Annotated in this window: 12 protein-coding genes; all 12 read right to left on the reverse strand. The window is 31.3% G+C overall.

Annotated features, from left to right (window positions below):
* Positions 1-14: 14 nt before the first annotated feature.
* Positions 15-899, reverse strand: coding sequence for a glucose-1-phosphate thymidylyltransferase RfbA (gene rfbA / locus F3D3_RS11685; RefSeq protein ID WP_069874127.1), 885 nt, complete (start codon positions 897-899; stop codon positions 15-17).
* A 48-nt stretch (positions 900-947) separates the two neighbouring features.
* Complete coding sequence (locus tag F3D3_RS11690; protein ID WP_069874129.1) at positions 948-2,006, reverse strand: nucleotidyltransferase family protein; 1,059 nt, start codon at positions 2,004-2,006, stop codon at positions 948-950.
* Complete coding sequence (locus F3D3_RS11695; protein WP_069874130.1) at positions 2,006-3,187, reverse strand: LegC family aminotransferase; 1,182 nt, start codon at positions 3,185-3,187, stop codon at positions 2,006-2,008. The genes F3D3_RS11690 and F3D3_RS11695 overlap by 1 nt, the downstream gene beginning before the upstream one ends.
* An 11-nt stretch (positions 3,188-3,198) precedes the next feature.
* Positions 3,199-4,176 carry an NAD-dependent 4,6-dehydratase LegB gene (locus tag F3D3_RS11700; RefSeq protein ID WP_069874132.1) on the reverse strand — a complete coding sequence of 326 codons (978 nt, stop codon included), beginning with the start codon at positions 4,174-4,176 and terminating at the stop codon, positions 3,199-3,201.
* A 27-nt stretch (positions 4,177-4,203) separates the two neighbouring features.
* The gene (locus F3D3_RS11705) at positions 4,204-5,646 is read right to left on the reverse strand and encodes a lipopolysaccharide biosynthesis protein (RefSeq protein ID WP_069874133.1); all 1,443 of its coding nucleotides are present in this window, start codon (positions 5,644-5,646) and stop codon (positions 4,204-4,206) included.
* A gap of 18 nt (positions 5,647-5,664) precedes the next feature.
* A complete protein-coding gene (locus F3D3_RS11710) occupies positions 5,665-6,369 on the reverse strand; it encodes a CatB-related O-acetyltransferase (protein WP_084388986.1) in 705 nt (234 codons plus the stop codon).
* An 11-nt stretch (positions 6,370-6,380) separates the two neighbouring features.
* Positions 6,381-7,964 (reverse strand): hypothetical protein, encoded by a 1,584-nt coding sequence (locus F3D3_RS11715; RefSeq protein ID WP_069874135.1) that lies wholly within the window; start codon positions 7,962-7,964, stop codon positions 6,381-6,383.
* A gap of 16 nt (positions 7,965-7,980) precedes the next feature.
* On the reverse strand, positions 7,981-8,949 hold the full coding sequence (locus F3D3_RS11720; protein ID WP_069874137.1) for a glycosyltransferase: 969 nt from the start codon (positions 8,947-8,949) through the stop codon (positions 7,981-7,983).
* 27 nt (positions 8,950-8,976) lie between these two features.
* Positions 8,977-10,071, reverse strand: coding sequence for a glycoside hydrolase family 99-like domain-containing protein (locus F3D3_RS11725; RefSeq protein WP_069874139.1), 1,095 nt, complete (start codon positions 10,069-10,071; stop codon positions 8,977-8,979).
* Entirely contained in the window at positions 10,034-11,260 is a 1,227-nt protein-coding gene (locus tag F3D3_RS11730; RefSeq protein ID WP_069874141.1) for an O-antigen ligase, read from the reverse strand. Before F3D3_RS11730 ends, F3D3_RS11725 begins: the two co-directional genes overlap by 38 nt.
* A gap of 33 nt (positions 11,261-11,293) precedes the next feature.
* On the reverse strand, positions 11,294-12,394 hold the full coding sequence (locus F3D3_RS11735) for a glycosyltransferase (protein WP_069874142.1): 1,101 nt from the start codon (positions 12,392-12,394) through the stop codon (positions 11,294-11,296).
* A 64-nt stretch (positions 12,395-12,458) separates the two neighbouring features.
* Positions 12,459-12,881 carry a DapH/DapD/GlmU-related protein gene (locus F3D3_RS11740; RefSeq protein ID WP_242877127.1) on the reverse strand — a complete coding sequence of 141 codons (423 nt, stop codon included), beginning with the start codon at positions 12,879-12,881 and terminating at the stop codon, positions 12,459-12,461.
* Between the last annotated feature and the right edge of the window lie 28 nt (positions 12,882-12,909).

Below are 12,909 nucleotides of genomic sequence, written 5' to 3' on the forward strand. Positions count from 1 at the left end.
TCAAAACCTCATATCTAATATCTCAATTTACCTTCAGCAACTTTTTTTAGATGCTCCCCATAGGGTGATTTCCCATAGCGTTCAGCAGCCAAAAAAACATCATCTTTTGTTATCCATTTGTTTACATAAGCAATCTCTTCTGGTGCTGAAATCTTAATGCCTTGTCGTAACTCGATCATCTGAACAAAATTAGCCGCATCAATCAAGCTGTCAACAGTACCCGTATCAAGCCAAGCATAACCACGCCCTATAAGTTTTACGTTTAAATCTCCTTGCTCAAGATAAAGTCTATTTAAATCTGTGATTTCAAGTTCACCTCTATGAGACGGTTTAACTAACTTTGCCAATGCTGTAACTCTATTATCATAAAAATACAATCCAGTTATACAATAATTTGATTTTGGCTCTTGTGGCTTTTCCTCAACTGATATCACTTTACCATTTTCATCAAATTCAACAATCCCAAAACGCTCAGGATCATGGACATAATACCCGAAGATGGTCGACTTTCCGACATCAGAATTTTCTTTTGCTTCTTTTAATAATTGTGTAAACCCATTTCCATAGAAAATATTATCGCCTAAAATCATGGCGCATGTATCATTTCCAATAAACTCTTCTCCAATTAAAAATGCCTGCGCAAGACCATCTGGTGATGGTTGTTCTTTATATGTTAGTTGGATTCCAAATTGGCTTCCGTCTCCCAGAAGTTTTATAAAATTTGGCAAGTCATGCGGTGTTGATATGATTAAAATATCCTTTATCCCAGCTAGCATAAGTGTTGACAGCGGATAATAAATCATTGGTTTATCGTAAACTGCCAAGAGCTGTTTGCTCGTAATCATTGTTAATGGGTATAAACGTGTTCCTGATCCTCCTGCAAGAATAATGCCCTTCATACAGATCCTCCCTAAATACTATAATGTTGTTATAACCTTTTTTATTGATTATTCAATACCTAATTTTTTAATCATATTTTCCATTTCGCCTACTTGTCCCATATCTAGCCAAGCATTATCACTGATAGGAAAAGTGCCTACTCTATAATCATTAGCAATACACAAATCAACCAATTCAGTCATATTAAAAAAATGATCATTAGGAATAAGCTCCAAGAGTTCTGGTTCAACCAAATACATACCTGTATTTACCAAGAAATTATATTCGGGCTTTTCAATTGTCTTGTCGATTAAACCAAATTCGTTGAGTTCAACAACACCATATGAAATTTTAAAATTCTTTAACGAGGTAATCATTGTTAAATGATTTTTATTCTTTTTGTGATATTCATATATATCCAAATAATTGGCATCGATTAGAATATCACAGTTACTGACAAAGAACGTAGTGACTAGTGTTTCATTAAGTAGCTTTAAACTACCACCTGTTCCTAAAGGTTTTTCTTCCTCAACAAATTCTAAAGAATAGTCTTTTTCTAAATCACTAAAATATGATTTGATCATGTTTTTTTTATAGTTAACCGTCATATAAAAATGTTCTGCACCAAAATCTCTAAACTTGTTAATGATGCGCTCAACTATTGGGATATCTCCGATTGGAACTAGTGGTTTAGGCAGAATCCTCGTATAGGGATATAGTCTAGTCCCTTTCCCCCCTGCCATAATAACAATCGGAATATCTAAATTAGGTTTCTTAAATAAGGTACCATTTAATTCATCATTCCAAAAAATAATATCTACAATTTCTTGATTTTCATTCACAACAGGAATTGCATCTATAAATCGATTTTTCATTATTTCAAAAGCTTTTTTTTCTTCACCATCTTGAACTACAATAGGATTAGGATTCATAATATATGAAACGCTACTATTCATATCGCCACTTTTTAAAATCCATCTTCTAATATCACCATCAGTTACAACACCTGCAATCAATCTATTATCTTCTGCAACAATCAATATTTTCCTAGATGTAATATCAATTTTTTGAATCGCTTGAATAATAGTCATATCTACAGATATTATAAGTGAATTTATATCCGTCATTATATTTCACCACTTTTTTTTAATGACTTAATAATTGAAATTACGTAATCAACATCTGCTTCACTTAAGTTCGTACTACATGGAATATTTAAAACTTTTTCAATATAATATGAAGCCTTTTCAATTTTATAGCTTTGCTTATCTTTATACGGCATTTGTTGATGGATTAAACCCCAAATAGGTCTACTCTGAATTCCTTTTTCATTAAGTTTCACAATAAGGTCATCTCTGCCTATTCCGTATTCTTTGTCATCAATTATTAAAGAATAAAACCACTTATTGGATCTAGCTACTTTAACAAAATCTATCATAATTAAACCCGCAACATTAGTCAACGCATGCTTGTATTTATCGTAATTACTTAACTTAATCTCAATAAATTTTTCTAATTGTTCGAGTTGTGCCAATCCCAATGCAGCTTGTAAATTAGTCATTCGATAATTATATCCGACTTCATCATGAGTATAAAATAATTCATCACTTTTTGCCTGTGTTGTAAGATGTTTTGAGTGATCTAAAATATACTCATCATTTGAAACAATCATCCCACCACCACCAGTGGTAATAATTTTGTTTCCATTAAATGAAAATACACCTACATCCCCTATTGTCCCTGCATATTTACCTTTGAATTTTCCTTCTGTATAATAAGTTCCAATTGCCTCTGTTGCATCTTCAATAATGGCTAAATTAAATTCTTTAGCTATTTTTGTGATTTCCTCCATATTCGCCATGTTTCCAAAAACATGTACGACAATAATAGCTTTGATAATTTTTGAAGTCAATTTGTTCAATAAATGTCCTTCAACAAAGTCACATTCCTCTGTACAAAATTTATAAAGTTTTCTAGGATCCATGCAGAGAGAATCATCACAATCCATAAATACGGGTTCCGCACCTATGTAATTTACGGGATTGACTGCAGCTATAAAGGTTAACGTTGGCACAATCACCTCATCACCTCGATTAACTTTTAAAACCAATAAAGCCGTATGAATTCCAGCAGTTCCATTTTGACAAGATACGGCACCTTTTACATATAAATATTCAGCAATTTTTTCTTCAAACTGGTTCACATATGGTCCCCCAGTAGAAACCCACTCCGTTTTAACAGCATTAGAAACATACTCAAGTTCTTTTCCTTTCAAGTTTGGTACTGATAAAGGAATAAAATGTTCCATAAACACACCCCCTATATATTATAAATATCTATTTTATATTTATCTAAATTCTTTTCCATCCATTTTATTGTTTCATTAAGACCTGTTTCCAAAGTATATTGAGGTGTCCAATTAGTCAATAATTTGATTTTTGCATTTGAACCTAATAATCTATTAACTTCGCTTTTTTCAGGTCTAAGACGTTGGTCATCGCAAATTATTTTTGCATTTGTATTAATTTGTCTAATCATTTCATTTGCCAACTGTCCAATAGAAATTTCATCCTGCGTTGCAATATTAATCTCTTCACCAATAGTTTGCGCCGATTTCTCAATTTCTATAAATCCTCTAACGGTATCTTTTACATAGTTAAAATCTCTTGTTGGCGTTAAGCTCCCTAATTTAATTTCTGTCTTTCCTGAAAGTAACTGAGTAATAATAGTCGGAATAACCGCCCTATTAGACTGTCTTGGTCCATAAGTATTAAATGGCCTAACAATTGTAATAGGCATATTAAAACTGCGATAGAATGATTCTGCAATTCTATCTGCACCTATTTTTGTCGCAGAATATGGGGACTGTCCTTGAAAGGGATGTTTTTCATCAATTGGAACATACTGTGCAGTTCCATAAACCTCTGAGGTAGAAGTAACCAAAATTCTTGGCGTATCCAAGTCGCGTCCAGCTTGTAATATGTTTAAAGTCCCTTTGATATTGGTATCCACATATGAATCTGGAGAATGATAACTAAATGGAATTGCAATCAATGCCGCTAAATGATAAACACATTCAATGCCTTTCATGGCTTCTCTGACCCCATTGGGATCTCTAATATCTCCTGCAAAAATTTCAACTTGATTCAGTATATTTTGGGGTAAAGTATCAAGCCATCCCCAAGTGTTAAAAGAATTGTAGTACACAAAGGCTCTAATCTGATGACCTTGTGAAATCAACTCCTCTACCAAATGACTTCCGATAAACCCATCAGCTCCAGTAACTAGAATTTTCATGCTCTCACTTCCTTTTATAATATTAGTTTATTTTTTACTCGAAAATTGCTGTTTTAACTTAATTACCGCTGTTTTAACTTCGCTTTTGTAGATGAATGACATCATCACTATACATACAACTAAAAATAGATATCTAATTAAAATGGCATCATACAATTTTACAACACCAATTGTTATAATGACAGTTACAACAATTATTTTTAAAATGAATGCATCATCATATATTTTCTCTTTTATTATTTTTTTACAATTAATCCAATGAAATAATACCAGGAATAAATAGCTTATGCAAGTTGTATAAGCCGCTGCAACATATCCGTATTTTGGAATAAACATATAATTCAAAATATAATTTATACCTGCGGCCAAAATAGTTCCCACCGCAATTGGGATTGTTTTTTTATGATAAAGTTCTATACTTGAGTAATTACTATACAAATACTGAAAAAAAGCTCCAATAGCAATTGGCGCAACTACCCATTTTGCTTCCCAAAATGCTTCAGTTCCAAGTAGCTTTAAAACCTCAGGCGCAATTGAAACAAATAATATGGTTAACATTCCCATGCCAATATTGATTATTTTATTGGCTTTTTTAATTAACTCGTATCTCCCACTATGATATTCATTATAAAGCCATGGAATCCATGCCTGTGCAATAGAATTAGTGAAAATAGATAATAGAATGGCATACGAATAACCAAAACTATATATTCCCAGTGCAGAACTTCCAGAAAATTTTGTAATCATAATTCTATCAATTTGTGTTAAAACAACTATTGCAAGTGCATGAGGAATCATCGGAATCGAAATTTTTAAGGCATAAGACCAATAGGTTAAATTAATACGCTTTCCTTCAATAAATATTTTAACATAAAAAACAATGCCAATGAGAAACATCGGCAATATTATCCCAATAATTCTTCCTAAATACCGTTGTTCGTTGAATATAAAAATAAAAATGAGTGAAAACCCAACTACACCAATCGTATTAATGTATGTAATCGTGATGTTTTCCTTATATTTGAAGCAGAATCTATATTTGGTTTGCATGTAATCAACCGAAGGTACTATAAGTAGATATAAGAACAAAATAATTACAAGAAATTGTTCCATATTCATTAATATCGCAAGTTGTTTACTTAATAGTACCGCGAAAATAAAAATGAGTAAAGCAAAGCCACTACTCAACGTCTGCATTGATAATACATACTCATTAAATTGTTCTTTAAAGTCTATATTGGCTCTTCCGAAGCTATAAGAAAGACAGAGACCTGTAAAAATAGCAAATAAGCTCATCCATGCCGTAAAATTACTTGCTTTTCCATAATCAGAAGTCGTTAAGATTCGAGTAAAAATCGGCGCTGTCAAAATACTCACAGAACGAATAATCACGTTTGAAATCGTATACCAGACGCCTGATTTGAAGGCTTCTCTATTTTTTCTTTCACCAGATTCTACATTAGTTTCCATCTATGCTCCTAAAAATTCTTATACAATAATATCTTGTACTTCACTAATAGTCATCTCATTTAAGTCACTACTAAAAAATATATGATTCTTTCTTATTTTATTCAAATCCCATTCCCACCATTTAAGTGCCTCTAAAAATTCAATCACTTCATCTACAAATCTTTTTTTAATAATCTTTGCAGGATTTCCAACCGCTATGCTATATCGCGGTATATTTTTTGTAACTACCGTTCCTGCACCTATAATACTGCCCCTGCCAATCGTTACTCCTGACAGTAAAGTGACATTTGATCCGATCCACACATCATCTTCAATTAAAATACTGCCTTTAGAAACTGCATCGTCCTTAAATGACGTCTTAAATATAGAGTGATTTATAGCAAAAGTCGTTGGTCTATTGTGATTGTGATTAAATTCCTGAATAGAAACATTTTGTGCAATTGAAGTGAATGCGCCTATTTTAATACTATTTACTTCAGCGTGGAGTATGGTCCCTGGTCCAGATATAGAGGTAAACCTTCCGATGCTAATATCACCATAACAAAATACGTTTTCTATAGAAACGCCTTCATCGACGTTTGTTAAATGCAGTTTTGAGTTTATTATTTTAATTTCCTCTCCTGATGAATTAAGCCTTCTGACTGATAAATTGATTTGAGACTTAAAATCAATAACAATCCCCTTTTTCTTTAGCAAAAATCTTTTTACTACTTGCTTAAACATTAGACCACATCCTACTCTATTATTGATTCATACCTAGCGTAAGCATCATAAAAAAACGACTCAAGTATATCCATCTGCTTCAAATACGCCTCACTCACAACAGCATTTCTCAAGAAAATATTTTCACCTTCAGTCAAAAGATACCTAAGTTTGATTTCTCTTCCGGCCTCTTTAACTGCTGCAATATAAGCTGCACACGATTTTATATTTTCAATCGTTCCAAAATTTGAAATCATTTTAGGAAGATCTTCAAGTGAATTAACTTTTGTAATGCCTTCTATTAATGAAAATGGAACTTCTCCAAAAACTAATGCCTTTTTCCCAAGCATTGCCGTTTCATAAGCACTTGACCCGGTAATTGTTATAACGCCCTCAGCTTTTAGTATCCAAGGTTTAGGATCATCATAATAATTTATAGACACAACCTTAACATTCGGTAATTTAGAAATAGTTCTATAAAACTGTACAGATCTTTCACCAAGCATAGATTGATGTTCCTTAACGTATAAATACCATCCAATCGGTAAAGATTTTGATATTTCCTCTATTACAAATTGTTCATTTACAAATAGAGGCGCCTTTACGAAAGTTGTTGATTCAGGAATCAAATGCAATGGCATATAAACATATCGTTCGCCTTCAACAGGATCACTGAAATATTTATTTTTACCTAGTAGCTTATGTTTCAATAGTTCAACCTTAAAATAAAAAAGAACATATTTTAATGAATCTGGATATAATATTTTATTTTTTATTTTAAGTCCACGATTACCACTAAATATGTCTTGATCCCAAAAGTAAATTATTTTACCGATAAGAGTCTTAATGGTTTTAACTATAGGATCTCTTTTGTACTGTGCCGTAATGGTATTTCTAAATTCTTGAGGCATAATTGAAATTTGACTCCTAAAATTGTTAACGTAGTTTATTTCTTCAACTAGCGCTTCATTTGATGAATTATAACAGTTCTCATAAATCGTTCTAAAATAGTCATCAATGCCAATTCCCATATTAAATGTCGGATATTTATGTTGTTCATATCTTGGGTGCTCAAATGTAATATATGGTATATTTTGCGCATATGCTACTTCATTTATTATCGTCCTTGGTAGCTCTGCATCGTCTAAGTCAATAATAACATCTGGTTTGAATTCTTCGAAAATATCAATTACCCTTTTATAATTTAACTGAAGCCAATACATTTGCTGTTCGTACGTAAAATCACTATAATAACTTCTATCGTGATAGTAGTTTGTTGTAAATTGAGAGGACATTAATTGCATATTAAGTTTTTTAAAATGGCAGTAAGTTTTTTCTACATAAGACATATAATTTTTATCAACTTTTGGCGAATTCATATTATCACTAAACGTCCTTGCAATATCCTTAACGTCGTACAGATCTATATTTTTCATATCCAAAAATCTATAGTATGTTGACTCATTTAGATAACATTTATTGTACATGCACTCTGCTGGCATAAAAAAAAATGCTGCAACAGTGTTGTCTTCCTTCCATTTTTCTGCGAGAAAATACAATGGATATGAGTATGTTTCTTTGCATAAAAGTAAAATTCTTTTATTTTTAAAAGACATAGATAACTCCTTTATCTCAATAACTTGAACGAATTTTCTTTAACTTGACAAAATATTTATAGAGATTCAACATTATGAGAATTGCTTTAATTTTATCTCTTTGATTGACATCTTCAGCCTTTATATATGACAAACAGTTTTTTGAAATGATTTTTCTATATTCACGGTAAGTTTTTTTCCCAAATTCGTCTTTCATTTCAGAAAGACTAGTACATGTATTAATCATAACTGTCATAAAAAGAGTATTAGCTTTTAATGCTAAATTAGGATAATTTATCTCCATAAACTCTTTCCAAAGCTTTGTCGCTTCAACCATATCCAGTTTTCTATAATTAAAATTTGATCTAGTAAGACTCTCACTTTCTTGACTATAAAAATATAAAGCTGAACTGTTATAGGTTATATTTGAGGCTAAATGAAACAACTGATGAATGATAAACATATCCTCATTATAATGTTCAAGATCAAATCTTAAATGATCAAACAGTCTTTTTCTATACAATTTTCCCCAAGGAACACAGAGTTCATGGTCTGTAAGCAACCATTCTAAAACTTCTTCACTTGTCATTTCAATAAAATTAGTTTTATTAGGATAAGTTTTCAGATCCTCAATTGATTTGAATTTAATTGAATTACAGATACTGATATCGGCATTTCCCTGTTCTAAGTCTGAATACAATGTCCTGATCATATTTGAATCAACAAAATCATCACTATCGATAAACATCACAAATTCACCACAACAAATATCTAAGCCACTATTTCGTGCAGCAGACGGTCCCTTATTATTTTGATGCACCACTTTAATTTTATCATTGCTTAAAGCATACGTCTCGCAAATACTTGGAGAATTATCTGTGGATCCATCATTTATTAATATAATTTCAAAGTTACTAAAGCTTTGATCAATAATGCTATCTAAACATCTTTCTAAATATTTTTCAACATTATATACAGGTATTATAATACTTACCAATTTGTCCAATTGTTTTTCACCTCATCAGATGCTATTTTACAAGTCTTTTGTAACACTTTTAATAATTTTTAAATATTCATCTTTGTAATACTCATCTGGCTCCAAATATGCACCTTCACCCCATTCATTCCAAGCATTAACATATACAAATCCATATTCGTTGTGTAAGTGTAAATTGGTTTTAATCTGAATAAGATTTTTGTGAAATTCTTTGGGAGAAGCATTTATATACTCAAATCCTTTGTGTTTTCGTCTTGGAGTATTATCCCACATTGGGAGGGTACACGGAATGACAGGTTTATTCTTATATTTAAGTTTTTTCCAATTGACTTTATAAATATCTCGTATATCAAAAGTTCGTTCCAATATTTCTTTTTTGAAAATGATATTATAATTTTGCCTTATCCAAGTTAAAAAATTGTATTTAACCGTTTGAAAAGGTGTCACCCTGTGCTTGAGGGAAAAACCAGGTTCAAAATTGTAATATGCGTCAATAAGATTTTCTCTTGTTTCAAGCTTTCCATTTGTATTTCCAGAAATGATAAATACACCAGAAAATCCACTTGAGATAGCCATTTCATTCCAAACAGAAATCATATTATTTAGCTTTTCGATATCATAAGATCTGTATATATTGATCATCGGTTTGTTATCGACTTTAATATATCTCTTATCTTTAAAAAAAGGGAGTAAATAATTAAAATGTTCTCTCCACTGTTTATCTTCGCCATATTCCTGCTCCATGAGCACTTCTGATTCAAGTCCATACCATGTTTTGGTCCAAGTTTCGTTTGCCCAACAAATACAGTAGTTTGTATCTATATCTTTATTTTCCAATAATATTTCCATTGGTCTATGCAAAAGCTGTTTTCCTAAAAACCAATAATGATATATACAAAAGCCATAAACACCATTTTCTTTAGCTATCTTAGCTTGCCATTTCCAAGTGTTTGCACCGTCATTTAGCAAATCATAATAATTATTATCTAAAGGTTTTCTGGGTTGATAATGCCCCTCATAAAGAGCTTTAGCAGATCTGACCGCTTCCCATTCGGTATACCCTTCTCCCCACCATTTATTATTTTCTTCAATTTCATGGTATTGTGGTAGATAAAGTCCTAATATTTTCATCTTCACTTCTCCTACTGTTTTTTATACATTGCCCTATCGAATACCAAAATAGAGGTGCTAATACTTGAAAGGCAAATACATTTGAACCAATTGCCTGTACTAAAAACACAATTATTATACCAACTTCCATGTGTTTTACATGTTCTGATTTTATGCCATTAAACAAAGCTAAAAAAACTATTAGGCCAAATAAAACACACCCTATAAGTCCTACTTCACATAGCATTTTCACATATGAACTATCAAATACTCCAATATTTCCAAACAAAGCAGACTCATGATTCATAGATCCAAGACCTTTTCCAATAACCAAATTATTAACACTATTAATTCCATCGATCCAGTTATATGCTCTTTCATTAACTGCTGAGCTCATCGTGTTTATTCTTCTAATCATCGCATTAAATGCATCATTAAAAAATAAGTTGAGACATATCATTCCACCGACTAAGGTAAAAATTTCTGCTAAAAAATGAATTTCCCTTAGCTTTTTTAATTTTAAGTAAAACAAATAATGAAAATACACCAGCACAATTGCAAAAGCCAGCCATGCTGATCGTCTACTACTAAGAATCAGGCAAATCAACCCAAATATAAAAAAAAGTAAATCTTTAATCTTCTTTTTTTCACCCACTTGCAGAAAAGAATAAAGCAACGCAATGGTGGATAATGTTCCTACTGCTGTAACACCATAAAAAGATTGTAAAGCTTGCCTTATCCAACCCATTTTATAGTTGCTTGAAAAACCATGGTAGACCAAGTAATGTCCATAAAATTGTGGCGCCCATATATAAAGAATCAGTCCAATGAACAAACTATAATAAATTGCATCAACAGTGTATTTTGTAAATAATTTAGCTTCATTTTTTGTATTCTTAAGAAAATAGAATAAAATTGGCAAAATAGAGTAAGCTATCTCAGTTAAATAAACCTTCATGGGTAACATCCCTTTTGGGAACCACAGAATTGTTAATATATTGTATAATATATATATTACAACCAAAACATCGGCATAGTTTCTAATAATTTGTTTTTTTACAACCAATTTTAGAATAAGATATAACATAAATAAAGAGGCAAATGTTCCCACTTTCACATCTGCGAAAAAAAGTGAAAGTGTATATACGAAAAATAAAAAAAAGTAGTATTTCACACCCGTATCATGTGTTTTTTTCCATCTAATTATCATTTATACCTCCAAACACTCTTATATCAATGTAACTTATTCAAAGCCTATCTCTATAAGCAATTCATGCCAATTATTTGAAAACGGTTCCTTTGGGCTATTATATACGCTTTTGTCATAGTCCAGACTGCCCTCAATAGCACTAATCATATAGCTTGCAAGCTCTTCGAAATTACTCGGGTCAAAAAATTTAAGTTTATCATAGTTGCCTATAGTTTCGTGAGCATAGGGTAAATCAGATAATATAATGGTTTTTTTAGTTTCCTTAAACTCTGATATTGGTAATCCCCATGTCTCTAACTTTGAAGGGAATATCATACAATCTATCTTTTCATATAGACTAAAGACAGACTCTCTTGATTGAAGTCCTATCCAAGTGATGCATTTCAAATCTTTATATTTATTATATATTGCTTTAGAATAATTATTTTCTTTTCCATTTAAAGTTAAACAGATTTCAAAGTTGTAAATTCCTCTATTTTCAAGTATTTTGCATGCTTCACATATAACTTCAAAGTTTTTAAAAAACCGAGGAAATGCGGGAAATAAAAAAGTGAATTTGTCATTGTTATTATTTATATTTGGACCAATTGTCACGTTAACAAGATTTGGCCTAGCAACAATAACATTTGTTACGCCATAAAGTTTTTCAAATGCCTCCCGAATCCAATTTTGCTGAACGATTATGCTCTTATTTTTTTTTATATTAATTTTGTACAAATATTTATAAAATAATGAAAATAAAAAATTTGTAGGACTATATCTAAAATTAGCTATCTCTGGTTTTAAGAATGGTGATGGATTGTGGCAATAGGTAAATTGATTATTTGCTACTACATTTGGAGTAATGTCATGCAAAGAAATCCAAATATCAATATCACGTTCTAATTTAGAAAATTTCTTGAAATAAAAATACTCATACCACAATCTCCAAAAATAGTTTTTCCTAGAATTAGGGAGCTCAATAAATTGAATCGTATTTGGGTATTCGCTAAATAGTATTTTTTTATGAACGAATGCAATTATTTTATGTTCTTTATCATATTCATGTTCAATGATTGTATCCAAACAATCTTTATATACAGATAATGGACCACCTTCAAACAAATTGATTCCCGATATAATAATCTTTTTCATAATTACGCTTACACAACAACCTAATCTGTGTATTTTCCTTTCAATGTGTCCTTTCGTGTAAAATTTAGCTCTTGATCCATAATTCACTTTCTTTATTCCACACCTTAATTACCTTCGCTGGAACACCCGCAACAATTGTATGTTTCGGTACATTTTTAGTAACAACTGAATTAGCACCGACAATGCATCCGTCACCAATTGTAATACCACTTAAAATGCTAACATTTTCACCAATCCATACATTATTACCAATAATAACAGGATCAGTAGCCAATAATCTTCTATCCGGTGGTATATCTGGTGAATCATTTTCCAAGCCTTCTTTATAGCAGCCATGACTAATATCACTTATATAAATCTTAGATGCCATTAAACAATTATTTCCAATAATTACTTTTTCACCAGCAGCAATATGCACATAATCGCCAATTTTACAATTATTCCCAATGATTAGTTTTTTATAATTTCCTTGCGTTATATCAAACATTTCTAGTCTGCAATTATATCCTGTGGTA

Origin of the sequence: Fusibacter sp. 3D3, assembly GCF_001748365.1 — a bacterium.
GTDB lineage: Bacteria > Bacillota > Clostridia > Peptostreptococcales > Acidaminobacteraceae > Fusibacter_A.

Coding starts and splice junctions, on each gene's coding strand:
- rfbA (WP_069874127.1), bottom strand. CDS start 899: ATGAAGGGCATTATTCTTGCAGGAGGATCAGGAACACGTTTATACCCA.
- F3D3_RS11690 (WP_069874129.1), bottom strand. CDS start 2,006: ATGACGGATATAAATTCACTTATAATATCTGTAGATATGACTATTATT.
- F3D3_RS11695 (WP_069874130.1), bottom strand. CDS start 3,187: ATGGAACATTTTATTCCTTTATCAGTACCAAACTTGAAAGGAAAAGAA.
- F3D3_RS11700 (WP_069874132.1), bottom strand. CDS start 4,176: ATGAAAATTCTAGTTACTGGAGCTGATGGGTTTATCGGAAGTCATTTG.
- F3D3_RS11705 (WP_069874133.1), bottom strand. CDS start 5,646: ATGGAAACTAATGTAGAATCTGGTGAAAGAAAAAATAGAGAAGCCTTC.
- F3D3_RS11710 (WP_084388986.1), bottom strand. CDS start 6,369: ATGTTTAAGCAAGTAGTAAAAAGATTTTTGCTAAAGAAAAAGGGGATT.
- F3D3_RS11715 (WP_069874135.1), bottom strand. CDS start 7,964: ATGTCTTTTAAAAATAAAAGAATTTTACTTTTATGCAAAGAAACATAC.
- F3D3_RS11725 (WP_069874139.1), bottom strand. CDS start 10,071: ATGAAAATATTAGGACTTTATCTACCACAATACCATGAAATTGAAGAA.
- F3D3_RS11730 (WP_069874141.1), bottom strand. CDS start 11,260: ATGATAATTAGATGGAAAAAAACACATGATACGGGTGTGAAATACTAC.
- F3D3_RS11735 (WP_069874142.1), bottom strand. CDS start 12,394: ATGAAAAAGATTATTATATCGGGAATCAATTTGTTTGAAGGTGGTCCA.
- F3D3_RS11740 (WP_242877127.1), bottom strand. CDS start 12,881: ATGTTTGATATAACGCAAGGAAATTATAAAAAACTAATCATTGGGAAT.